We start from the raw sequence: 20,671 nt of genomic DNA on the forward strand, positions 1-20,671 counted from the left end.
GTCAGGCCTTTCACGCCGGGTTTGCGGGGCGGGTGCTCTCGCCGCCATTCTTGATTGCCCAGTTGGCATTGGTCTTGATGCCGCCAAGCGGGAAGAAGTGGACATTGGTGATGTTGAAGTCCGGGTTGGCCGCTTTGTATTCGGCCAGTTCGGTCACGACATCGGTCGGCTCGTAAGGCAGCAGCAACTTGGAGACATCCATCGCGCGTTTTTGCAGAACCTTCAGCGACGGGCCGACGCCACAGGCAATCGCAAACTTGATCAGGGTTTGCAGCTTGGCCGGACCGGCGATGCCGATATGGATCGGAATGTCGACGCCCGCCGCCTTGACCGCATTGGCCCATTCGATGATCGGCTCGGCCTCGAACGCGAACTGCGTGGCCAGCGCCATTTCGGCATCCGTGCGCTCGGAGAATTTCTGTTTCCAGAGTAACGCTTCAAAGACGTTCTTGGTCGATCCGTCCGGATCGATATCCTTGTTGCCCTCGGGGTGACCGGCCACGTGCAGGCGCTTGAACCCGGCCTTATCGAAGAGCCCGGTTTCCATCAGCTGCATCGAGCTGTCGAAATCTCCATAGGGCTTGGCGACACCACCGGCCAGCAGCAACGCCTGCTCGACGCCCGCCTCGCCCTGATACATGGCAATCCAGTTTTCCAGCGTGGCGGCATCCTTGATGATCCGGGCCGGGAAATGCGGCATCACCGGATAGCCGTCATCGGCCAGACGCTTGGCGGTCTTGACCATGTCCTCGATCGGGGTACCTTCGATATGGGCGATATACACGCGTGTGCCCTCGGGCAGCAGCGCGCGAAAATCCTCGACCTTTTCGGCGGTGCGCGGCATCACCTCGATGGAATAGCCTTGCAGAAAGGCTTCGACGGTGGGGTTCACGGGGCCGGTTTCGACCGCATCGCGTTTCTTGAAATTCAGCAGAGCCATCACGGCCTCCCTCAATGATCGTAGGCTCATGCCCACCCGTCATTTGCGATCAGGGCTTTGATGCGATCCTGATCATACTCCGTTTCCAGACGCATAGCCTCGGCCTCGGCGATCTCGGACGGATCGCCCTCGACCGTGTAAGGAGCGGCCTTGCGCCATTCCGCCAGATAAGCATCCGTATCCTTCGCGTCCACCTTCATCGCAGCACGGTCGATGGCCTGCTCGAACCGTTCCTCAAGCTGACGTTTGGCCCCACGACGCCCTTTGCCCACGATAACCTGGGCGGGAATGTCGCGCCAATAGACCACGGTGACGTCCGGCATAGATCTGATTCCTTCTGACTTCCTATGGCGCTTGATATCCGCCATTGTGACGGCGGGACGGTTCGATTTCGACACGTCCCGTTTTCACAGCGACGTTTTCTGCCCGCGCGAGCCTAGCGGATTTCCGACCGCAATGGCCATCCATGCCAAAGCCCAAATTGTTCATGACCTTCATGAGCGGGTTGCGCCAAACCCAACCCCAACCTATGGTCGGGGTAACTCGAAATCGGAGGGCGTGTAGATATGGCGCCCAAGCGTCCCAAAGGTGCGGGCGCGTTCCCGAAAGCGGTCGATACCCCCGCGCCGTCCCGGCCGGATCCAGATGCGCTCTATGCGGCGCTGGATCTGGGCACAAATAGTTGCCGCATGCTGATTGCCCAACCTTTGGGCAGCGGTTTTCATGTCGTAGACAGCTTCTCGAAATCGGTGCAACTCGGCGCGGGTCTGGAACGGACCGGTCGGCTGTCACGCTCGTCCATGGCGCGCACGGTGCAGGCGATGCGGATTTGCCAGCAGAAACTCAAGCGCAACCGGGTGACGCGGATGCGACTGGTGGCGACCGAGGCCTGCCGCCGGGCCAAGAATTCCCGCGACTTCACCAATCAGGTCAAGCGCGAAACCGGCCTGACGCTTGAGATCATCAAACCCGAGGAAGAGGCGCGGCTGGCGGTGATTTCCTGCGCGCCGCTGGTCTCGACCAAGACCGAGCAATTGCTGGTCGTCGATATCGGCGGCGGCTCGACCGAGCTGGTCTGGATCGACCTCAGCTCGGTGCCGCGCCGCGACCGGCCAGCGGCGATCATGCGGCTGCATGCGGGGTTCCACACCACCGACAGCCCCTTCCCCGCCGCCAAGGTGGTGGACTGGATTTCTGTCCCTCTGGGGGTGGCCACGCTGCGCGATCAGTTCAATGACGTGCATGACGATGCTGCACGATTTGCGCTGATGAGTTGGTTTTTCGAGGAGAACCTGGCCGATTTTGCCCCCTATAAGGACGAACAGGCGCGCGAAGGCTTCCAGATCGTCGGCACCAGCGGCACGGTCACCACGGTGGCCGCCTCGCATCTGGGGCTCAAGCGTTACGACCGCACCAAGGTGGACGGGTTGCGCATGACCAGCGATCAGATCGATAAGGTGATCCGCGGCTATCTGGAGCTCGGGCCCCACGGTCGCCGCAAGGACCCGCGTATCGGCGAAGACCGGCAGGCGCTGATCATGTCCGGTTCGGCCATTCTGCAAGCGTTGCTGCGACTCTGGCCCACTGACAGGCTTTCTGTTGCAGACCGGGGCCTGCGTGAGGGGCTGCTTTATGCCCAGATGAGCGCGGATGGCGTGCTTGAAGACGGGCCATTCTGACCCCACCTTTGTGGGACATGTCGTTTACAACCGTCGCCATAACCTATCGGGCCTCAACGGCTGCGACCACGATCTGCGCCTTGGAAGCAGCAGGTTTCGATGTGCTGTGCCCCGGCTATCAGATTGCCAACACGCTGCCCCATTTTGCACTGGCCATCGGTGGCATCGCGATCAAGGTGCCCACGCCACAAGCCGAAGATGCCGCAGCTCTGCTGCGCAGTTTCCACGCCAATGAACCCTCAGAGGCGCCTTTGACCAGCAAGCTGCTGAACGGTGTCGGGTGGTTGGTCTGCGGGGCGTCCTCTCCGTGGCCAGACATCATGATCCGCGAACCCGGCGCGGCCATGGCTTGATACCCACCCTGCCTGCCGATAAGCACAAGTTAGATTGCAGGAGATTGGTCCCATGGCAAAATCGCCGGGCGGAAAGAACACATCAGGCCGCGGCCAGCGCGACCTGAAGGTCAAGGTCAAGACCGCGCGCGGGCGTAAGCTGAGTTCAACGCGCTGGTTGCAACGACAGTTGAATGACCCTTATGTCAAGCGCGCGCAGGCCGATGGCTATCGCGGACGTGCGGCCTATAAGATTCTGGAACTGGACGACAAATACCGCTTTCTGGTGCCTGGTGCGCGGGTGGTCGATCTGGGCTGCGCGCCCGGTGGCTGGCTGCAGGTTGCGGTCAAACGGGTGAACGCCCTGGGCGAGAAATCGGGTAAGGCCATCGGCACCGTGCTGGGCGTCGACCTGCAAGAGGTCGAGCCTGTGGCAGGTTCCGAGGCGCATGTGCTGGATTTCATGGCGGTTGATGCCGATCAGCAGGTCAAGGACTGGCTGGGCGGCAAGGCGGATGTGGTCATGTCGGATATGGCGGCAGCCTCTTCCGGACACAAGCAGACCGACCATTTGCGGATCATCTCCTTATGCGAGGCGGCCGCTTACTTTGCCTTTGACGTGCTGGATGAGGGCGGCACCTTCGTGGCCAAGGTGCTGGCCGGTGGGGCTGAAGGTGATCTGCAAAAGCTGCTGAAACAGAAGTTCACCAAGGTCGCGAATGTGAAACCCCCCGCCTCACGCTCGGACAGTTCCGAGAAATTCGTGGTTGCCACCGGATACAGGGGGTAGGATTCAGCGCAAGGGACCAGACCAGCCAAACACCGCAGGACCGAAAGGATCAGACATGAAAAGCCTTGGTTTCACAGCACTCATTTTGGCTATGCTGCCCGCCGTGTCGCTCGCCGATACGCTGATTGTGGCAAATAAATACGAGGGAACTGTCAGCTTCATCGATCTGGACAGCGGCGCGGAATTGGCCCGCCGAGCAACCGGCCCCTCGCCTCATGAACTGGCCCTGTCGCCCGACCAAACTCTGGCCGTTGTCGTGTCCTATCTTGAGGATGGCTATATCGGGCGTGAGCTGAATGTATTCGATGTGGCGTCAACCGAGTTGATCAGAACGATCGACATCGAACCTCACCTTGCGCCCCACGGCATTGCCTGGATCGGCGACAGCAACAGCGTGATCGTCACCACGGAAGAGACCCGCGATGTCATCCGTGTCGATGTGGAACGCGGCAAGGTCGAAGGTGCAGCCGTGACCGATCAGATAGGCTCGCATCTGCTCGCGCTCTCGCCTGATGCCTCACGCGCCTATGTCACAAGCCGCGGCTCTGACACGGTCAGTGTTATAGATACGACTGCAATGAAGACGCTTGAGACGATCGAGGCAAACAAAGGGCCAGAGGCCGTGTTTGTCAGCCCGGACGGCAAGGAAGTCTGGGTCGGCAACAATCAATCAGAGAATATCATCATATTTGATGCCCAGTCGATGGACCGGATCGAAACGATCGAGATGGGGTTTGTGCCCATTCGCGTGCGCTTCAACCCAGCCGGGGATCGCGTTGCCATTGCCGACCTGCATGGCAACCGCGTGCTGGTTTACGACGCCGCCGACCGGAGCGAGCTGGCCGTCGTGGATCTCAATGAATTCGACATCAAAAGGCCGCCCTCGCTGCTCTTCTCACCGGATGGCGCGCATCTTTATGTCGGGTCGGAATTGTCGGAGAAAGTTGTTGAGATCGCGACGGACAACTGGAAAGTGACGCGGCTGCTGGAGGCCGGTGCCGGAGCGGACGGGTTGGAGATCAGCTCTGTAAAGGCCAAACCCGACGGCGCGAACTGATGTCGGGATTATGGGGAGGCTAGATAGGCCTTTCTACGCAGTGGCCTGGTGCGGGTCCCGAACCTCTGCGGCGGATATCTTAAGCTAAACTAGACCCGTGTCGCGCGCGGCAGACGTTGTTCGCGAAACGACGAGGCGGCCAGTGATTGCAGCAGGAGAGCATCCCCTCTCGACACCTGCGGCTTCTGGTCCTCGACCCGTTTCGAAGTCTCCTCCGACAGATGCTTCTGGCGCAGAAGTTCAAACAACATGTTATGCCGCGCGCGCGGCTGAGTGGTGGTCATCTTATTCCCCCCGAGGAGCTACTTTCCCGGTCTGACTACTCGTCTAAAAGGCGATTGGGACCGGAAAATGGCAACGCTGGGGCAATTCGGGGATCAGGGTTTTTTTGTGATTTGGAGCCACGACCTGCTCAGGATCATTCCTCGGCCAGAAGATCCATCAGCGCCCCGTTGAACTCGGCCCCCAGGATCAGGATGGCCGAGATCAGGTACAGAAAAATCAGCGCCGACATGGCACCGGCCAGCCCCGCATAGGTCGCGCTGTAGCTGGCAAATTGCGACACATAGATCGAAAACCCCCAGCCAACCACCGCCCAGAGCACCAGCGTCAGCACCACGCCCGGCAGGATCTGGCGCAGCTTGTGGCGCCGTGCGGGCAGCAGCATGTGAAAGGTCAGGACACCGCCCGCAGGCATGGTGATGATGAAAATCCAGCTCAGCCGCTCGACCGAAATCAGGTCCTTGGACTCACCCGTCAGCGCCTCGGACACAAGCTGGCCATAAAGCGGCAGCACCACTTCGATGGCAGCAACCACGATCACGATGGCAGCGCCAGCCACTACAATCGCAATACAGAGTAGCCGCGTCTGCCAGAAGGGGCGATCGTCGTAATCGTGGTAGGCCCGCGTCATGGCCATTCGCACCGCATCCACACCGTTGGAGGCAAAGAACACCGCAAGAAGCCCCCCAAAAGTCAGCACTCCGGTGCCGGAACTGTTCAAGACATTCTTGAGCTCTGCAATGATCGGTCCTGACACATCGGGCGGCCAGGCCCCGAAGATCAGCGCGATGACATCGTCGTTGATCACATTCTCCGAAAGGCTGCCCGCCAACGCGATGCTGAACAGGATGAACGGAAACAGCGCCAGCATCGCAAACATTGCCACATGGCTGCTCATGACCCAGCCGCTTTTGAGCGTGAACCGTCTCAGCGCGGTCAGAAAGGCGCGCGCCGGCAGTGCCGGATCGGGATGGGTGCGAAAGAACATGACCCCCAGCCTAGTGACACAGACACACAGCGCAATGGTCGAGGCGGGTCTCAATCCCCGATTGCACCGCGTGGCGCTCCGGTGCAACATTGCATCACGCAAACCGGGGTCCGCCTGCATGTCCTTCAACCCAGACGAAAAATCCGAGCTCTCTAAGAGCGCACCATCGTCCGCCGAAGGGCTGCATCCCACGCTGTCCACATTTCGGGACGTATCGCTGATCATCGCGGTGATCGTCTTTGGCCTTTATGCGGGGTCCGGTTTCCTGATCCCTCTGGTGCTTGCGCTGCTGGCTTATGTGCTGATTATCGCGGTCAGTGACCGTATTCTCGACTTCCTGCCCCTGCCCGTCTGGCTTGCCAATATCCTGGCTGTGATCGTGGTTCTCGCCGGGTTGTTCCTGATCATGTATGTGCTGGGCAGTCAGGCCACGCAGATGGTGCGCAATTTCAGCAGCTACGAGACCGCTTTTGACGCCGCGCTGGACAAGCTGGTCACGTTGGTCGGCAATGATGTGACCAAATACATCCGGGACAGTCTGGTCAATCTCGACATGTCCTTCATCGCGCGCAGTGCCGTGGGCGGGGCAACCTCATTTCTCAGCACCTTCGTGTTGATCAGCCTCTATGTGGGGTTCCTGATGGCCGAGCGGCTGATGTTTAGGCGCAAGATCCTGCTGGCCGCCAATGACAAGGTGTTCGGCCAGAAACTGAGCGCGGTGATGGCGGCGATCTCACAAAGCCTGCAAAGCTATGTGGGGGTGAAATCAATGGTGTCGGCGATGACCGCCCTGATCAGCTATGGCGTGTTCAGATGGCTGGATCTGGAATATGCGGAGACCTGGGCGGTGCTGACATTTGGCCTGAATTTCATTCCCAATATCGGCTCCATCGTGGCGGTGATATTCCCCGCTCTGATCGCATTGGTGCAGTTCGACTCGTTGTCACCCTTCCTGACGATCATATTCCTCTGCGGCACGGTGCAGTTTCTGATGGGCAACTTCCTGGACCCCGCACTGCTGGGGCGGTCGCTGAACATGTCGACCTTCATGGTGATCATTTCGCTCACGTTCTGGAGCTCGGTCTGGGGCGTGGTCGGCGCGTTTCTGAGCGTGCCGGTGACCGTCTGCCTGCTGATCGTTTTCAGCCATATCAAGGCCTTGCGGCCCGTTGCTATCCTGATGTCAAAGGATGGGACGATCTTTGATTCTGACACCGAAAGGACTTCGTGATGGCCACCAAAGCCGAACTAGAGGCCGAACTGGCCACGCTGAAGGCGCAACTTGCCGCTAAGCCCGCAGCGGTAGAGCCACATGACGAAGCGGAGCCAGAGCCCGGTGAAATGCGCTCCAGCTTTGACAAGATGCTGGCCGGTCACGGCATCGACAGCAGCGAGTTGGACGCGCTCTGGGCGCAGTTTTCCAAGGAGCTGGGCGATTTCCCGACGCAAAAGCCGCTCTTGACCACGATCGCGGCCTTTGGCCTGGGATTTGCCCTGGGCCGGATCACCAAATTCTGACAGGAGTGCCGAGATGAGCCGGATCACCAGAAACCTCTCGATCATCTACCGCACCGAACGCCTCATCACCCGGCGCCAGATGGCTGTATTCCAGCAGCAGACCGGACTTATGCTGTTTGCCGCGCTGATCACCGGGATCGGGATCATCATGCTGAACGTCGCGGCTTATCAGGCGCTTTCCCTGGTCATGCAGAGCTATCTGGCGGCTGTGGTGGTCGCGGGGGCCAATCTGGTGCTGGCGGCCATTCTGGTCTCGGTTGCCAGCCGCATGAGCGCGGAAAAGGACGTGGGTCCAGCCATCGAGATGCGTGACCTCGCCATCGCAGAGCTTGAGAGCGATCTGGAAGAGGCGGTGGACGAGGTTCGGGGTATCAGCCGTCAGGTCACGCAGATCGCACGCGATCCGCTGGGCTCGGCCCTGCCCGCCATCATCGGCCCACTGCTCTCGCTCCTGCTGAAAAGCGCCAAGAAATAGATGCCCGCCCCGATCCTGATCGGATCAGAGATTTACCGGGGCTCAAGCTATGGGCTGAAACACCCGCTGGCGATCCAGCGGGTGTCGACCGTTCTGGACCTCTGCCGCGCATTGGGTTGGCTGCCCGAGACGCAATATCGGGTCAGCCCGCGCGCCAAACCCGCCGCGCTGACGGGTTTCCACACGGAGCGATACATAAACGCCCTGCAAGAGGCTGAAAACGCACAATATGTCAGTGAGGATACGCGGGCGCGTCATGGTCTCGGGACGCTCTCCAATCCGGTCTTCCCTGAGATGTACCGCCGTCCCGCCACCGCGGCGGGCGGGTCGATCCTGGGCGCGGAGCTGGTGGCGCGTGGTGGGGTTGTGTTTAACCCCGGCGGCGGCACCCATCACGGTTTTCCCGATCGCGCCAACGGGTTCTGCTACCTCAACGATCCGGTGCTGGCGATCAAACGCCTGCTGGCGCTTGGCGTGGGCCGAGTCGCCTATGTCGATATCGATGCCCATCACTGCGACGGGGTCGAGGCTGCCTTCGTCGGTGAGGATCGCCTGCGTCTGATCTCGACCCATGAACAGGCGCGCTGGCCGTTTACCGGCACGCTTGTTGACACCGGCGGCGGCAACGCCTTTAACCTGCCGGTGCCGCGCGGCTTCAATGACAGTGAATTCCACGTCCTGCGCGAGGCGGTCATTCTGCCCCTTCTGTCAGATTTTGACCCTGATATCATTATCTTGCAATGTGGAGCGGATGCAGTTGAGGAAGACCCGCTGTCCCGGCTTGCCCTGTCCAACAACACCCATTGGCGCCTGCTGCGCGATCTCATGGGCGTGAGCGACAGGCTGCTGGTTCTGGGCGGTGGTGGCTATAACCCGTGGAGCGTGGCACGACTCTGGACCGGGGTCTGGGCGGTGCTGAACGGCCATGAAATCCCCGAGACCTCACCACAAGACGCCCAAGAGGTGCTGGCTCAATTGCGCTGGACTCGCAAGGCGGGCCAGCCACCTGCGCACCACTGGATCACGACCTTGCGCGACCCTGCCCGTCCCGGGCCGGTACGTGAGGAGATCTGGCAGATGATCGCTCACATGCAACGCCGGATCGCGGCCTTGGCCTGAACGGGGTGATTGTGGACATGGCCAAGGGCAGCAACCGCCTATAGACTGGCGCGTGGTAAGTCGCTGAAAAGGCCCGAATCTCATGTGGACCGTACTGGTCTCGCTGTTTGTCCTCGCACTTTATGCAACCGCAGCCTTCTTCGCCCTGCGCGCCGCGCAAACGGCACGCACGCCGCAGGGTTCCGTCGGTTGGGTGATCTTCCTGCTGACCTTCCCGGTGGTGGCCGTGCCGGCCTATATGTTTCTGGGCCATCACCGGTTTCGCGGCTACAGGATCGCGCGCCGGGAAAGTGAGCGCGTCGTCGAGGGCATCAAGGCCTTTGCCACGCAGGCCCGTCCGCCCTCTGATGAGTTGCGGTTGAATGCAAAGCCGTTCGAAGATATCGCGCATATGCCCGTTATCCGGGGCAATACCGCAGAGTTGCTGATCGACGGAGACGCCACGTTCGACGCGATCTTTGACGCGATTGATGCGGCGCAGTCCTATATCCTGATCCAGTTCTACATTCTGCGCGATGACCTCCTTGGGCGCGAGTTGCGCGACAAGCTGGTCGCAGCGGTCGATCGGGGCGTGACCGTCAATATGCTCACCGATGCGGTGGGCAGCTATGGCCTGCCAAACGAGTTCATTGCCCGGATGATCGAAAGCGGCATCGACATCGCAGACCCGCGCCAGCAGCGCGGTCCGAATTTCCGCTTTCAACTGAACTACCGCAATCACCGCAAGACCGTGGTTGTGGATGGTAAGGTCGGGTTCATCGGCGGTCACAATGTCGGGGTCGAGTATCTGGGCGATGACCCGAAATTCGGCCGTTGGCGGGACACGCACCTGCGCCTGACCGGCCCGGTCGTCCTGCAACTCCAACTGATCTTTGTCGAAGACTGGCATTGGGCGCGCAATGTCGAAATCATCGATGATCTGGACTGGTCCACCAGTTTTGCTGACCCCGGCGTCAATGCTCTAATCGTTGCCACCGGCCCGGGCGACCGGACAGAGACAGGCTCGATGATGTTTTTCTCGGCGATCGTTGCCGCGCAGGAGCGGGTCTGGATCACCTCGCCCTATTTCATCCCCGATCTGGACATCATGTCAGCCTTGAAGAACGCGGCGCTGCGGGGTGTCGATGTGCGTATTCTGTTGCCGGACTCAATCGATCACACGATGCCCTGGCTCGCGGCCTTCGCCTATTTTGACGAGATCTGCGAAACGGGTGTGCGGTTTTTTCGTTATACCGACGGGTTCCTGCATCAAAAGGTCATCCTAATGGATGATACGATGGCGGCAGTTGGCACGACCAATCTGGACAACCGATCCTTCCGGCTGAATTTCGAAGCTATGGCGTTGATCTTTGATGCAGGCTTCGCCGCGCAGGTCGAAGAGATGCTGCGCGCGGATTTCCTCAACAGTTTCGAGTTGACCAAGACCCTCGATCTGCAGCCGCCTCACATCCGCTACGGCGCCCCGCTGGCGCGGCTGCTGGCACCTGTCCTGTGAGACAGCTCTAGTCGTTTGGGCGAAGCTGCTTGTCAAAGATCATCGACATCAAGGCCACAAGATAGGCCGTGGACAACCCAAAGGCCAACAGCCCGGCCACAGCCGAAAACGCCGCAAATATCCGCAGATCGGGCCCAAGCACGATGTCGCCATAACCCAGCGTGGTATAGGTCACCAGTGAGAAATAGAGCGACTCGTTCCAATCCGCCAATGTCCCGTCCATCATCCAGGCAACGGCCCAGACCCAGACCTGAATCGTATGGGCCAGAACGATGAAAAACAGCGCAATGCTGATCAGCCCGCCCGCCTGAACGGAGATTGAATGCCGTTCATACCGCTTACCGAAAGAGCGCAGGATCAGCGTGCACCAGACCAGCAGCATGATTTCGACGACAAAGCAGATCCCCAGATAGAGACTGCCCCAGACGATCTGATGTGGCAGCGACACGTGGCTCTCCTGTTGCTGATAGCGGCTCGCTATTTGCCCCTTTGGTGTCCCAAAGCCTGACCCGCGTCAATCCCGCGCATCCCCCTTTTGGACTGGACAGCGAGGCTCACCCGGTCAGATTGTCGATTGGAAATCACAACGTGATCAATTTGCTAGGCTTTGGACCTGCCATGCTTCTGAGTGTCGAAACTGTCAGCAAGACCTATCCGGGCGGGCGGCCCGTGCTCGATCAGGTCTCGCTGGTGCTGGAGCGTGGCGAGACATTGGCGCTGACCGGAGAAAGCGGCTCGGGCAAGAGCACGCTGCTCAACCTCGTGGGCGCGTTGGATCATTTCGACAGCGGTGAGATTACAGTCGCGGGCACGCCCCTTTCCGCTCTGAACGAGCGCGGGCGCGCAGCCTTGCGGCGCGAAAGCCTGGCGCTGGTGTTCCAGCAGTTCAACCTGATCCCCTCGCTGAATGTCGAACAGAACCTCGCCTTTCACGCGCGCCTTTCCGATCAAAGTGATACCACATGGTTGTCTCATCTGACGGATCGGCTGGGGCTGGCCCCGTTTCTTTCGCGCTCTCCCGAACAGCTCTCGGGTGGGCAGCAGCAGCGTGTCGCCATCGGGCGGGCGCTGGCCACGCGCCCTGCCCTGTTGCTGGCGGATGAGCCCACCGGAAATCTGGATGAAACCGCAAGTGCCGCCGTGCTGGACCTGATGCTAGAATTGGTGGCCGAGACCGGCTGCGGTCTGCTGCTGGTCACCCACTCCGCTGCCATCGCCGCCCGGCTGGACCGGCGCGCGCATCTGAGCGGAGGGCATCTGGCATGAGGCGCGCCGCCATTGCCTGCCTGTGGTCGCACTGGGCGCGGCATCCTCTGCAACTGGTGACACTTCTTGCGGGGCTCGCACTGGCCACCGGGCTCTGGTCGGCGGTGCAGGCGATCAATGCCGAGGCGCGCACCAGCTATGCCGAAGCCAGCGCGCAGCTGGGTGTCGGCCAGTTCGACGAGCTGCGCGCCGCCAGCGGCCCGATCCCCTTGGCGCGCTATGTCGCCCTGCGCCGGGCGGGCTGGCAACTGGCGGCGTTGCTGGAGGGGCAATTGCGCCTGCCGGGCGGCTCGGTTGACGTGATGGGCGTCGATCTGCTCTCTTACCCCGCGCTGCCTGCGGTCGAGGAAACCTCGCAGGAGGACGGGATCGCGCCCACCGATGCGCTGCTGGCGCCGGGCTTGCTGATCGCCGGGCCAGAGACGGCAGAACGACTGGAGTCGCAACCGGGATTGCCCCCAGTGAGGCGCACGCAAAACCTGCCCAGCGGCGTGGTCCTGACCGATATCGGCACTGCCGAGATGCTGTTGAACCGCCGCGCAGAGATCACGCGCCTCCTGATCCTGCCGGATCAGTCTGCCGGGCTGACCCCGCTTGCCGACCTCGCCCCCGATCTGATGCTTGTACGCGCTGAGGGCCGGTCGGAACTGGCGCGGCTGACCGACAGTTTTCATCTGAACCTGACCGCTTTCGGCTTGCTCTCCTTCGCGGTGGGTCTGTTCATCGTGCATGGCATGGTCGGCCTGTCCTTCGAGCAGCGGCGCGGGATGATCCGCACCCTGCGCGCCCTGGGCCTGCCGCTGCGTGACCTGACATGGCTGATGCTGGGCGAGTTGCTGCTTTTTGCGCTGATCGGCGGCCTGATCGGTCTGGTGCTTGGCTATGGCGTGGCCGCCGCGCTGCTGCCCGATGTGGCCGCCACGCTGCGCGGGCTTTATGGCGCGCCGGTGGATGGCGATCTGGCGCTGCAGCCCGCCTGGGTCGCGCTGGGGCTGATGATGGCGGTTGCGGGCACGTTTGCCGCCAGCGCGCAGGCGCTCTGGCATTTGTCGCGCGTGCCGATCCTGCAGGCGCAGGGTCAATATGCCTGGACAGCTCAGGGCCTGCCTGCCCGCGCGCAAGCAGGCTTTGGCGCGCTGCTGATCTGCGCGGGGTTCCTTGCGCTGGTGGTATTTGACGGCCTGATCGCCGGGTTTGCGATGCTGGGCGGGTTGCTGATGGGGGCGGCTTTGTTGCTGCCGCCGATCCTGTCACTGGCCTTGCGGCTGGGTGAGCGTTTTGCGCGCGGACCTCTGGAGGAGTGGATCTGGGCCGATATGCGCGCGCAACTGCCGGGCCTGTCACTGGCGTTGATGGCGCTGCTGCTGGCGCTGGCCGCCAATATCGGCGTCGGCACCATGGTGTCGAGCTTTCGCCTGACCTTCACCGGCTGGCTCGATCAGCGGCTGGCCTCGGAGCTTTATGTGACGGCGCGTGACGAGGCACAGGGCCATGAGATCGAGCGCTGGCTGAACTCCCGCGCCGATGCGGTGCTTCCGATCCGGGCAACCGAGGTGCAGGTCGCGGGCGAGACGGTGTTCCTCTATGGCATCATCGATCACCCGACCTATCGCAACAACTGGCCGCTGATTGCCGAGCTGCCCGAGGTCTGGGATGTGCTGGCCGAGGGGCGTGGAGCGCTTATCAACGAACAGATGGCGCGGCGGATGGACCTCTGGCCCGGCGATCGCGTTGAGTTGCTGCCCGGCTGGAGCCTGCCGGTCGCCGGGGTCTATTCCGATTACGGCAACCCGACCGGTCAGGCCATCACCGCCCTGCCCGCGCTGCTGGAACGCGTGCCGGACCTGCCCAATACCCGCTTTGGTATCCGGATCGATCCGCCTGAGGCGGAGGACCTGCGCACAGCACTTGCCGACAGGTTTGCGCTGCCGCCGCAGGCCGTGGTGCCGCAGGCCGCGATCAAGGCCTCGTCGCTGGCGATCTTTGAAAAGACCTTTGTCGTTACCGGTGCGCTGAACATCCTGACCCTTGGCGTTGCGGGATTCGCCATCCTGACCAGCCTGCTGACACTCTGGGCGCATCGCCTGCCGCAGCTGGCCCCGGTCTGGGCGCTGGGTGTGCAGCGCGATACGCTGGCGCGGCTGGAGGTGCTGCGCAGCGTCGCGCTTGCGGTGATGACGGCGGTTCTGGCGCTGCCGCTGGGGCTGGTTCTGGCCTGGGCGCTGCTGGCCATCATCAATGTCGAGGCTTTTGGCTGGCGCCTGCCGATGCATCTCTTTCCGCTGCAATGGCTTGTCCTGTTGCTGCTTGCGGTGGCCACGGCCATTCTGGCAGCCCTTCTTCCCGCAAGGCGGCTGCGGCACCTGCCGCCATCGGACCTGCTGCAGGTGTTTGCCAATGCGCGTTAGGCTGCTGCTCTTCCTGCTCTTGCTGCCGCTGAGCGCCTATGCGCAGGGCTTTGCCGGGCTTGGCAGTGATGCCGACGGGTTTGCGGTGCCCGAGCGTGGTCACGCGCTTGCCTTCCCACGCGATCACGGCCCGCATCCGAGCTATCGGATCGAATGGTGGTATGCCACTGCAACGCTCACCGGCGCGGATGGTCAGGACTATGGTATCCAGTGGACATTGTTCCGCTCGGCATTGGCCCCCTATGACAAGGCGGGCTGGCAGAGCCCGCAGCTCTGGCTCGCCCATGCGGCACTGACCACGCCCGAACGGCACTTCGTGGCCGAGCGGCTGGCGCGCGGCGGGATCGGACAGGCCGGGGTCACTGCCGACCCGTTTGAGGCCTGGATCGACGACTGGCGCATGGCAGGCCCCGATTTCGACAGGCTCGATCTGCGGGCGCGTAGCGCGGAGTTCGCCTATGATCTCAGTCTGGCCGCGCAGGGGCCGCTGGTGCTGCATGGGGATCGTGGCTATTCGGTGAAATCGCAGGACGGACAGGCCAGCTATTACTACTCGCAGCCCAATTTTGCGGTGACCGGCACGCTGACCCTGCCTTCGGGTCCTGTCGCGGTGACCGGCACGGCCTGGCTGGATCGCGAATGGTCCTCGCAACCGCTATCGGAAGATCAAACCGGCTGGGACTGGTTCTCGCTCGGTTTTGACGATGGCACCCGTCTGATGGCGTTCCGGCTGCGCGGCGGGCGCGGAGATTTCACGTCGGGCACCTGGATCAAGGCCGATGGCAGCGCGACGCCCCTGCCCGATGGTATGATCGCGGTTGAACCGCTTGATATGACCCGCGTCGCCGGGCGCGATCTGCCCACGCGCTGGCGGCTGGCCTTGCCAGACAAGGCGCTTTCGGTTGAGATTGAGGCGCTGAACCCGCAGGCCTGGATGGCGACCTCGTTCCCCTATTGGGAAGGGCCGGTGCGCGTCACCGGCAGCCATGATGGCAAGGGATATCTGGAGATGACGGGCTATGACTGACACACCGGGACTGACGCAAACGCTGGATCAGGCCTGGGGGCTGTTGGATCTGGCGATCTCTGAAGGGCGCTCGCCATTGCGCTATGTCACGCTGGGCACGGTGGATGGGAAGGGTGCGCCGCAGGTGCGCATCGTGGTGTTGCGCAAGGTGGATCGCGCCGCGGGCCAGTTGACCGCTTTTACCGACAAACGCTCCGACAAGGTGGGGCAATTGCGCCAGAACCCGCAGGTGGCGCTGCATCTGTGGTCGCCCGATGACCTTGTGCAACTGCGGATGAATGGCACCGCCTGGGTAACGCAAGGCAGCGCCGGGGATTGGGACGCAGTGCCCGAGCACATGCGCGAGGCTTACGGCCATGTGCCGCCGCCCGGTATTAAGATCGACCGGTCCGATGATTGGCAAATCCTGCCCGATCCGGCCCATTTCGCCGCGCTGGACATCACATTATCGCGGATTGAATCGGTCTGCCTTGACCCCGCCGGCCACCGCCGCGCAAATTTCGAGCGGGCCGATGGATGGATGGGCCATTGGCTATCCCCCTGACCTAGGGGAATGCGAAATTTGCAGAAAAACCAAGAACACCCGTTGCAACCTTCGCGCCGATTTGGATGATACCCTCCATGACACCCGGTCCTGCGCCGGGGCGTTCAAACCGGAAAACCGGTCGAACAACGATAATGGGAGAAACTACATGAAACTCAGACATCTCATGCTTGCGGCAAGCGCCACCGCCCTGATGGTCGGCGCGGCCTCGGCGGAAACACTGCGCTGGGCGCGTGCGGGCGACTCGCTGACGCTGGACCCGCATGCCCAGAACGAAGGCCCAACCTCAGCTCTGGCGCACCAGATCATGGAAACGCTGGTGATGCGCGACCATTCCGGCACGCTTGTGCCCTCGCTGGCCACCGAATGGGGCCCATCTGAAGAGAACCCCAATGTCTGGGTGTTCAAGCTGCGCGAAGGCGTGACCTTCCATGACGGGGCCGAGTTCGACAGCGAAGACGTTGTGTTCTCGCTCAATCGCGCAATGACTCCGGACAGCGACTACAAAGAGTTGCTGGCCTCGGTGAAAGAAGTACGCGCGCCCGACAAATACACTGTCGAGATCGAAACCGACGGTCCGAACCCGATCATGCCCAACAACCTGACCAACATGTTCATGATGGACAAAGGCTGGGCCGAGGCAAACAACGCCGTGAAGGTGCAGGATTATGAGGGCGGCGAAGACACGTTTGCAGCCAAGAACGCCAATGGCACCGGCCCCTACAAGCTGGTCAGCCGCGAACCGGACGTGAAAACCGTTCTGGCCGCCAATGAGAACTACTGGGGCAAAAACGAATTCCCGCTGGAAGTGACCGAGATCATCTATACCCCGATCCAGAACCCCGCGACCCGCGTAGCGGCGCTCTTGTCGGGTGAGGTGGACATCATTCAGGACGTCCCGGTGCAGGACCTTGAGCGGGTCGCGGGCACCGATGGTCTGGATGTGCGCACCGCACCGCAGAACCGGGTCATCTTTTTCGGGATGAACCAGGGCGATGCGGATCTGGCCAATGACAATGTCGACGGTAAAAACCCGCTCTCGGATGTGCGGGTGCGTCAGGCCATGTCCAAGGCGATCAACCGCGATGCGATCCAGCAAGTGGTTATGCGCGGCCAGTCTGCCCCGGCGGGCATGATCGCGCCTCCATTTGTCAACGGCTGGGATGAGGGCATGGATGGCTCCTCGACCACGGATATCGAAGGCGCCAAGGCGCTGATGGCCGAGGCAGGCTATCCCGACGGGTTCTCGATCCAGCTGGACTGCCCGAACGACCGCTACATCAATGATGAAGCGATCTGTCAGGCCGCCGTGGGGATGCTGGCGCAGATCGGTATCACCGTGAACCTCGATGCCAAGCCCAAAGCGCAGCACTTCCCGCTGATCAACAATCTGGAAACAGATTTCTACATGCTGGGCTGGGGTGTTCCGACCTACGACTCAGAATACATCTTCAACTTCCTGACCCACACCAAGGGCGAGAAATATGGCTCGTGGAACGGCACCCGCTATTCCAACCCGGATCTGGATGCCAAGATCGTGGCGCTGGCCTCGGAAACCAACCTGCCCAAGCGGGACGAGATGATCGCCGAAATCTGGCAGGTGGTGCAGGATGATCAGCTTTATATCCCGATCCACCACCAGGTGCTGAACTGGGGCATGAAGTCCAATGTCGGCACCATCGTCGAACCCGAGGATTCGCCGAAGATCAAATATTTCACGATGCAATAACCTGTAGCTGAGCATTAAGCGGGGCGCAGAGGCGCCCCGTTTCGTTTGACGGCTTTGTGTTCCATGCCCCTGATAGTGTTTCTTCTTACCTTGTGTTTTGTCCTGACCGGTCCCAATCGTGCCGAGGCGCAATATGTGGATGTCACCGACCTCGCTTATGAGATGCTGGGCGAGTTGCAGGCCGTCTCTTTTGCTGAAAATCGCGAATTCTGCGGCTTTATCGGCGAGGATCTGGACGGCCAACTGGTTATCTCGGACCCCAGACGCGGGGGTACCGACAGTTGTCGGCCCGAATATCCGCCCGGCACCTATGTGCAGCCGCTGGCGAGCTTCCACACCCATGCTGCCCATGACCTCGCGGTGGACAGCGAGATTCCCTCCTCCTCTGATATCGTCGCGGACATGGAGGATGGTGTTGATGGATATGTTGCGACGCCGGGCGGGCGGTTCTGGTTTATCGACGGTATCGAAGGCACGGCACGGCTGCTCTGCGGCCCCGGCTGCCTGCCCCAGGACCCGAGATATGACCCGGAAGATGGTGCACCCGTCGGAGATTTCTATACTCTGCAAGAGCTCGATATCCGCGAGACCGAGTGACAAGCCCAACCCAAGGAGATGCGACATGCGCCTGATGACCCTCACTGCCATCCTTGCCCTGAGTGCCGGCTCGGCGCTGGCCCAGAATAGCTGCGCCAACGGCAAGACGCTGAAGGACGGGGTGCTGACGGTGGCCACTGGCAACCCGGCCTATTTCCCCTGGGTGCTGGAAGATGATCCCAGCAGCCAAAGCGGGTTCGAGGCGGCCATGGCCTATACCGTGGCCGAGCGGATGGGGTTCAAGGCCGATCAGGTAGACTGGGTGCGCACCAGCTTTGACGAGGCGATCCAGCCCGGCGCCAAGAATTTCGATGTCAATCTGCAGCAATTCTCGATCACCGAGGATCGCGAGAAGGTGGTCGATTTCTCCGTCCCCTATTACTCCGCCGCGATGGCAGTCCTGACCACGAAACCGGTGGTCGATGGCGGAGCGAAACCTGACTTGGCCTCGCTCAAGACGCTCAAATGGGGGGCGCAGGCCAGCACCACCGCTGTGCCGATGCTGCAGGACCTAATCGGGCCGGACTCCGATCCGCTGCTCTATAATGACAATGCCGATGTGGTCGAGGCGATGAAATCCAACCAGATCGACGCCGCCCTGTTCGACCTGCCCACCGCGCTTTACCTGTCGGCGGTGACGCTCGACAATGGCGTTTTGCTGGGTCAGTTCCCGGCAGATCGCACGGAGAATCCTGACCGTTTTGGCATGTTGATGTCCAAGGGCAATCCCCTTAAGGAATGCGTCGATGCCGCGCTGACGGAGATGTCCGGTGACGGCACGCTCGATCTGCTGGAGGATGAATGGCTGGCCCAGAATACCGGTGTTCCCGTCATAAAATGAGCGCGGCATGACAGTGGCCCGGGCAGCGCCGGGCAGAACCCGGCGCGAAATCCACGAGGCGCGCGCGCGCAAACGCGGCATCGTGATCGCCTCCCTCTCTACGCTTCTGGTCGTTGGCGCGATCATGCTGCTGGTGCCGCTGGCCCCTGGATGGGAGGCGGTGCAGAAGAGCTTCTTCAACGGCGAGGTTTTCCTCAAGACTTTTCCCAAGCTGTTGCAGGCCTTTCTGCTGGACGTGGCGATCTTTGCCTGGTGCGCGCCACTGATCGCGGTCTGGGCGCTTGTGATCGCGCTCTGCCGTGACGTGCGCAATCCCGCGCTCTATCCGCTGCGGCTGTTTGCGATCCTTTACACGGATATCTTCCGCGGGGTTCCGGTGGTGTTGGTGGTCTATCTGATCGGGTTTGGCGTGCCGGGGCTGGGCCTGCCACGGCCGTGGAATTCGCCCTATATCTGGGGCTCGCTGGCGCTGATCCTGACCTATTCGGCTTATGTGGCCGAGATTTATCGCTCGGGCATCGAGTCGATCCACGCCTCGCAACGCGCCGCTGCCCTGTCGCTGGGCCTGTCGAAATCGGACACAATGCGGTTCGTGGTCCTGCCTCAGGCCCTGCGCCGGGTGGTGCCGGCCAACATGAACATGTTCATCGCGCTGCAGAAGGATGTGGCACTGCTCTCATTCATCGGTCCGGTCGAGGTCCTGCGTCAGGCTGGCGTGTTCAAATCGCTACTAGCCAATTTCACACCTTACGTGGTGGCCGCGATCATCTTTCTCTGCGTGACCATTCCGGCCACGCGTTATGCCGATTACCTAATCACGAAACAGAACAGGGCCCGTAGCTGATGACGCATCTGGTGTTGCGAAGCCTAAAAAAATCGTTTGGGAACAAATCAGTCATCGACGGTCTTGATCTTCAAGTGAACGAGGGCGACATGGTCTGCCTGATTGGCGCATCGGGGTCAGGAAAGTCCACCCTGCTGCGCTGCATCAACCTGCTTGAGCCTATCGACGATGGTTTCATTGAATTGGATGGGCAGGATATTTCGGACCCCGAGCGTGATCCGCAGCCGGTCCGCCAGCGCATCGGGCTGGTGTTTCAGAGCTTCAACCTGTTTCCACATATGACCGCCGAGGAAAACGTGATGCTGGCGCCGCGCCGCATCAAACGCCTGTCGCGCGACCAGCTACGTCCTGCAATCACCGCGCTTTTCAACCGTTTTGGCCTGTCCGAGCATATGCAGCACTACCCCGATCAGCTCTCGGGGGGTCAGCAGCAGCGCGTGGCCATCATCCGCGCGCTGGCGATGCAACCTGAGATCATGCTGTTCGACGAGATCACCTCGGCGCTGGACCCGGAACTGGTGGGCGAGGTTCTGGACGTGCTGCGCCAGCTCAAGTCGCAAGGCATGACCATGGTGATGGCCACGCATGAGATGGGATTTGCCCGCGAAGTGGCCGACAAGGTCTGTTTCCTCTGCGAGGGCCGCATTCTGGAACAAGGTCCGCCAGAGGCGCTGTTCGGCAACCCGCAACAGCCACGGACAAAAGCCTTTCTCAGCGCGGTTTTGTAAACCGACCTCGCC

General features: G+C 61.4%; 23 protein-coding genes. 18 read left to right on the forward strand and 5 right to left on the reverse strand.

The features are described from left to right. Positions 1–10: 10 nt before the first annotated feature. Positions 11–940 (reverse strand): methylenetetrahydrofolate reductase, encoded by a 930-nt coding sequence (locus Q5Y75_RS03215; RefSeq protein WP_306194277.1) that lies wholly within the window; start codon positions 938–940, stop codon positions 11–13. Positions 941–966: 26 nt separating this feature from the next. Continuing rightward, the gene (locus tag Q5Y75_RS03220; RefSeq protein WP_306194279.1) at positions 967–1,263 is read right to left on the reverse strand and encodes a virulence factor; all 297 of its coding nucleotides are present in this window, start codon (positions 1,261–1,263) and stop codon (positions 967–969) included. A gap of 243 nt (positions 1,264–1,506) precedes the next feature. On the opposite strand from Q5Y75_RS03220, the gene Q5Y75_RS03225 reads away from it, so the two are divergent. The 4 genes from Q5Y75_RS03225 to Q5Y75_RS03240 are packed head-to-tail and all read left to right on the forward strand — an operon-like array spanning position 1,507 to position 4,798. After that, positions 1,507–2,619 (forward strand): Ppx/GppA phosphatase family protein, encoded by a 1,113-nt coding sequence (locus Q5Y75_RS03225; protein WP_306194280.1) that lies wholly within the window; start codon positions 1,507–1,509, stop codon positions 2,617–2,619. Between the two features lie 17 nt (positions 2,620–2,636). Next, positions 2,637–2,972 carry a hypothetical protein gene (locus Q5Y75_RS03230; protein WP_306194282.1) on the forward strand — a complete coding sequence of 112 codons (336 nt, stop codon included), beginning with the start codon at positions 2,637–2,639 and terminating at the stop codon, positions 2,970–2,972. A 52-nt stretch (positions 2,973–3,024) separates the two neighbouring features. After that, on the forward strand, positions 3,025–3,741 hold the full coding sequence (locus Q5Y75_RS03235) for an RlmE family RNA methyltransferase (protein ID WP_306194284.1): 717 nt from the start codon (positions 3,025–3,027) through the stop codon (positions 3,739–3,741). Positions 3,742–3,796: 55 nt separating this feature from the next. Beyond that, positions 3,797–4,798: a YncE family protein gene (locus tag Q5Y75_RS03240; RefSeq protein ID WP_306194286.1), complete on the forward strand. Its 1,002-nt coding sequence runs from the start codon at positions 3,797–3,799 to the stop codon at positions 4,796–4,798. A gap of 89 nt (positions 4,799–4,887) precedes the next feature. Here the strand turns inward: Q5Y75_RS03240 and Q5Y75_RS03245 are convergent, their stop codons facing one another. Together Q5Y75_RS03245 and Q5Y75_RS03250 are read right to left on the reverse strand one after the other, a co-directional pair. Beyond that, entirely contained in the window at positions 4,888–5,082 is a 195-nt protein-coding gene (locus Q5Y75_RS03245) for a hypothetical protein (RefSeq protein WP_306194289.1), read from the reverse strand. Positions 5,083–5,216: 134 nt separating this feature from the next. Then, entirely contained in the window at positions 5,217–6,068 is an 852-nt protein-coding gene (locus Q5Y75_RS03250) for a YihY/virulence factor BrkB family protein (protein ID WP_306194293.1), read from the reverse strand. 118 nt (positions 6,069–6,186) lie between these two features. On the opposite strand from Q5Y75_RS03250, the gene Q5Y75_RS03255 reads away from it, so the two are divergent. The 5 genes from Q5Y75_RS03255 (at position 6,187) to cls (ending at position 10,675) form a co-directional block, all read left to right on the forward strand. Continuing rightward, a complete protein-coding gene (locus Q5Y75_RS03255) occupies positions 6,187–7,299 on the forward strand; it encodes an AI-2E family transporter (RefSeq protein WP_306194295.1) in 1,113 nt (370 codons plus the stop codon). After that, positions 7,299–7,586, forward strand: a complete 288-nt coding sequence (locus Q5Y75_RS03260; protein ID WP_306194298.1) for a hypothetical protein — start codon at positions 7,299–7,301, stop codon at positions 7,584–7,586. The genes Q5Y75_RS03255 and Q5Y75_RS03260 overlap by 1 nt, the downstream gene beginning before the upstream one ends. A gap of 13 nt (positions 7,587–7,599) precedes the next feature. Next, positions 7,600–8,061 (forward strand): phage holin family protein, encoded by a 462-nt coding sequence (locus Q5Y75_RS03265; RefSeq protein WP_306194300.1) that lies wholly within the window; start codon positions 7,600–7,602, stop codon positions 8,059–8,061. Beyond that, positions 8,062–9,180, forward strand: a complete 1,119-nt coding sequence (locus tag Q5Y75_RS03270; protein WP_306194303.1) for an acetoin utilization protein AcuC — start codon at positions 8,062–8,064, stop codon at positions 9,178–9,180. It begins immediately after the preceding gene. 82 nt (positions 9,181–9,262) lie between these two features. After that, positions 9,263–10,675, forward strand: a complete 1,413-nt coding sequence (gene cls / locus Q5Y75_RS03275) for a cardiolipin synthase (RefSeq protein ID WP_306194306.1) — start codon at positions 9,263–9,265, stop codon at positions 10,673–10,675. A gap of 7 nt (positions 10,676–10,682) precedes the next feature. Here the strand turns inward: cls and Q5Y75_RS03280 are convergent, their stop codons facing one another. Then, positions 10,683–11,123: a potassium channel family protein gene (locus tag Q5Y75_RS03280; protein WP_306194308.1), complete on the reverse strand. Its 441-nt coding sequence runs from the start codon at positions 11,121–11,123 to the stop codon at positions 10,683–10,685. Between the two features lie 170 nt (positions 11,124–11,293). Here Q5Y75_RS03280 and Q5Y75_RS03285 point away from each other — a divergent pair, with 170 nt between their 5' ends. The 9 genes from Q5Y75_RS03285 (at position 11,294) to Q5Y75_RS03325 (ending at position 20,659) form a co-directional block, all read left to right on the forward strand. Beyond that, the gene (locus tag Q5Y75_RS03285) at positions 11,294–11,941 is read left to right on the forward strand and encodes an ABC transporter ATP-binding protein (RefSeq protein WP_306194310.1); all 648 of its coding nucleotides are present in this window, start codon (positions 11,294–11,296) and stop codon (positions 11,939–11,941) included. Beyond that, positions 11,938–14,349 (forward strand): ABC transporter permease, encoded by a 2,412-nt coding sequence (locus tag Q5Y75_RS03290; protein WP_306194312.1) that lies wholly within the window; start codon positions 11,938–11,940, stop codon positions 14,347–14,349. The genes Q5Y75_RS03285 and Q5Y75_RS03290 overlap by 4 nt, the downstream gene beginning before the upstream one ends. Further along, on the forward strand, positions 14,339–15,376 hold the full coding sequence (locus Q5Y75_RS03295; protein ID WP_306194314.1) for a lipocalin-like domain-containing protein: 1,038 nt from the start codon (positions 14,339–14,341) through the stop codon (positions 15,374–15,376). Before Q5Y75_RS03290 ends, Q5Y75_RS03295 begins: the two co-directional genes overlap by 11 nt. After that, positions 15,369–15,920, forward strand: a complete 552-nt coding sequence (locus Q5Y75_RS03300; RefSeq protein ID WP_306194316.1) for a pyridoxamine 5'-phosphate oxidase family protein — start codon at positions 15,369–15,371, stop codon at positions 15,918–15,920. The genes Q5Y75_RS03295 and Q5Y75_RS03300 overlap by 8 nt, the downstream gene beginning before the upstream one ends. Positions 15,921–16,068: 148 nt before the next feature. Then, positions 16,069–17,649 (forward strand): ABC transporter substrate-binding protein, encoded by a 1,581-nt coding sequence (locus tag Q5Y75_RS03305; RefSeq protein WP_306194317.1) that lies wholly within the window; start codon positions 16,069–16,071, stop codon positions 17,647–17,649. Between the two features lie 63 nt (positions 17,650–17,712). After that, entirely contained in the window at positions 17,713–18,246 is a 534-nt protein-coding gene (locus Q5Y75_RS03310; RefSeq protein ID WP_306194318.1) for a DUF4329 domain-containing protein, read from the forward strand. 25 nt (positions 18,247–18,271) lie between these two features. Then, positions 18,272–19,087, forward strand: coding sequence for an ABC transporter substrate-binding protein (locus Q5Y75_RS03315; RefSeq protein WP_306194319.1), 816 nt, complete (start codon positions 18,272–18,274; stop codon positions 19,085–19,087). 7 nt (positions 19,088–19,094) lie between these two features. Continuing rightward, positions 19,095–19,931, forward strand: coding sequence for an amino acid ABC transporter permease (locus Q5Y75_RS03320; RefSeq protein ID WP_306194322.1), 837 nt, complete (start codon positions 19,095–19,097; stop codon positions 19,929–19,931). After that, positions 19,931–20,659, forward strand: a complete 729-nt coding sequence (locus Q5Y75_RS03325) for an amino acid ABC transporter ATP-binding protein (RefSeq protein WP_306194324.1) — start codon at positions 19,931–19,933, stop codon at positions 20,657–20,659. The genes Q5Y75_RS03320 and Q5Y75_RS03325 overlap by 1 nt, the downstream gene beginning before the upstream one ends. Positions 20,660–20,671: the final 12 nt, after the last annotated feature.

Origin of the sequence: Ruegeria discodermiae (assembly GCF_030758345.1) — a bacterium.
Classification (GTDB): domain Bacteria; phylum Pseudomonadota; class Alphaproteobacteria; order Rhodobacterales; family Rhodobacteraceae; genus Ruegeria_C.

What these genes read in the sequence shown, in the direction of transcription:
- Q5Y75_RS03215 (WP_306194277.1), bottom strand. Translation starts at nt 940, where the DNA reads ATGGCTCTGCTGAATTTCAAGAAACGCGATGCGGTCGAAACCGGCCCC.
- Q5Y75_RS03220 (WP_306194279.1), bottom strand. Translation starts at nt 1,263, where the DNA reads ATGCCGGACGTCACCGTGGTCTATTGGCGCGACATTCCCGCCCAGGTT.
- Q5Y75_RS03225 (WP_306194280.1), top strand. Translation starts at nt 1,507, where the DNA reads ATGGCGCCCAAGCGTCCCAAAGGTGCGGGCGCGTTCCCGAAAGCGGTC.
- Q5Y75_RS03230 (WP_306194282.1), top strand. Translation starts at nt 2,637, where the DNA reads ATGTCGTTTACAACCGTCGCCATAACCTATCGGGCCTCAACGGCTGCG.
- Q5Y75_RS03235 (WP_306194284.1), top strand. Translation starts at nt 3,025, where the DNA reads ATGGCAAAATCGCCGGGCGGAAAGAACACATCAGGCCGCGGCCAGCGC.
- Q5Y75_RS03240 (WP_306194286.1), top strand. Translation starts at nt 3,797, where the DNA reads ATGAAAAGCCTTGGTTTCACAGCACTCATTTTGGCTATGCTGCCCGCC.
- Q5Y75_RS03245 (WP_306194289.1), bottom strand. Translation starts at nt 5,082, where the DNA reads ATGACCACCACTCAGCCGCGCGCGCGGCATAACATGTTGTTTGAACTT.
- Q5Y75_RS03250 (WP_306194293.1), bottom strand. Translation starts at nt 6,068, where the DNA reads ATGTTCTTTCGCACCCATCCCGATCCGGCACTGCCGGCGCGCGCCTTT.
- Q5Y75_RS03255 (WP_306194295.1), top strand. Translation starts at nt 6,187, where the DNA reads ATGTCCTTCAACCCAGACGAAAAATCCGAGCTCTCTAAGAGCGCACCA.
- Q5Y75_RS03260 (WP_306194298.1), top strand. Translation starts at nt 7,299, where the DNA reads ATGGCCACCAAAGCCGAACTAGAGGCCGAACTGGCCACGCTGAAGGCG.
- Q5Y75_RS03265 (WP_306194300.1), top strand. Translation starts at nt 7,600, where the DNA reads ATGAGCCGGATCACCAGAAACCTCTCGATCATCTACCGCACCGAACGC.
- Q5Y75_RS03270 (WP_306194303.1), top strand. Translation starts at nt 8,062, where the DNA reads ATGCCCGCCCCGATCCTGATCGGATCAGAGATTTACCGGGGCTCAAGC.
- cls (WP_306194306.1), top strand. Translation starts at nt 9,263, where the DNA reads ATGTGGACCGTACTGGTCTCGCTGTTTGTCCTCGCACTTTATGCAACC.
- Q5Y75_RS03285 (WP_306194310.1), top strand. Translation starts at nt 11,294, where the DNA reads ATGCTTCTGAGTGTCGAAACTGTCAGCAAGACCTATCCGGGCGGGCGG.
- Q5Y75_RS03290 (WP_306194312.1), top strand. Translation starts at nt 11,938, where the DNA reads ATGAGGCGCGCCGCCATTGCCTGCCTGTGGTCGCACTGGGCGCGGCAT.
- Q5Y75_RS03295 (WP_306194314.1), top strand. Translation starts at nt 14,339, where the DNA reads ATGCGCGTTAGGCTGCTGCTCTTCCTGCTCTTGCTGCCGCTGAGCGCC.
- Q5Y75_RS03300 (WP_306194316.1), top strand. Translation starts at nt 15,369, where the DNA reads ATGACTGACACACCGGGACTGACGCAAACGCTGGATCAGGCCTGGGGG.
- Q5Y75_RS03305 (WP_306194317.1), top strand. Translation starts at nt 16,069, where the DNA reads ATGAAACTCAGACATCTCATGCTTGCGGCAAGCGCCACCGCCCTGATG.
- Q5Y75_RS03310 (WP_306194318.1), top strand. Translation starts at nt 17,713, where the DNA reads ATGCCCCTGATAGTGTTTCTTCTTACCTTGTGTTTTGTCCTGACCGGT.
- Q5Y75_RS03315 (WP_306194319.1), top strand. Translation starts at nt 18,272, where the DNA reads ATGCGCCTGATGACCCTCACTGCCATCCTTGCCCTGAGTGCCGGCTCG.
- Q5Y75_RS03320 (WP_306194322.1), top strand. Translation starts at nt 19,095, where the DNA reads ATGACAGTGGCCCGGGCAGCGCCGGGCAGAACCCGGCGCGAAATCCAC.
- Q5Y75_RS03325 (WP_306194324.1), top strand. Translation starts at nt 19,931, where the DNA reads ATGACGCATCTGGTGTTGCGAAGCCTAAAAAAATCGTTTGGGAACAAA.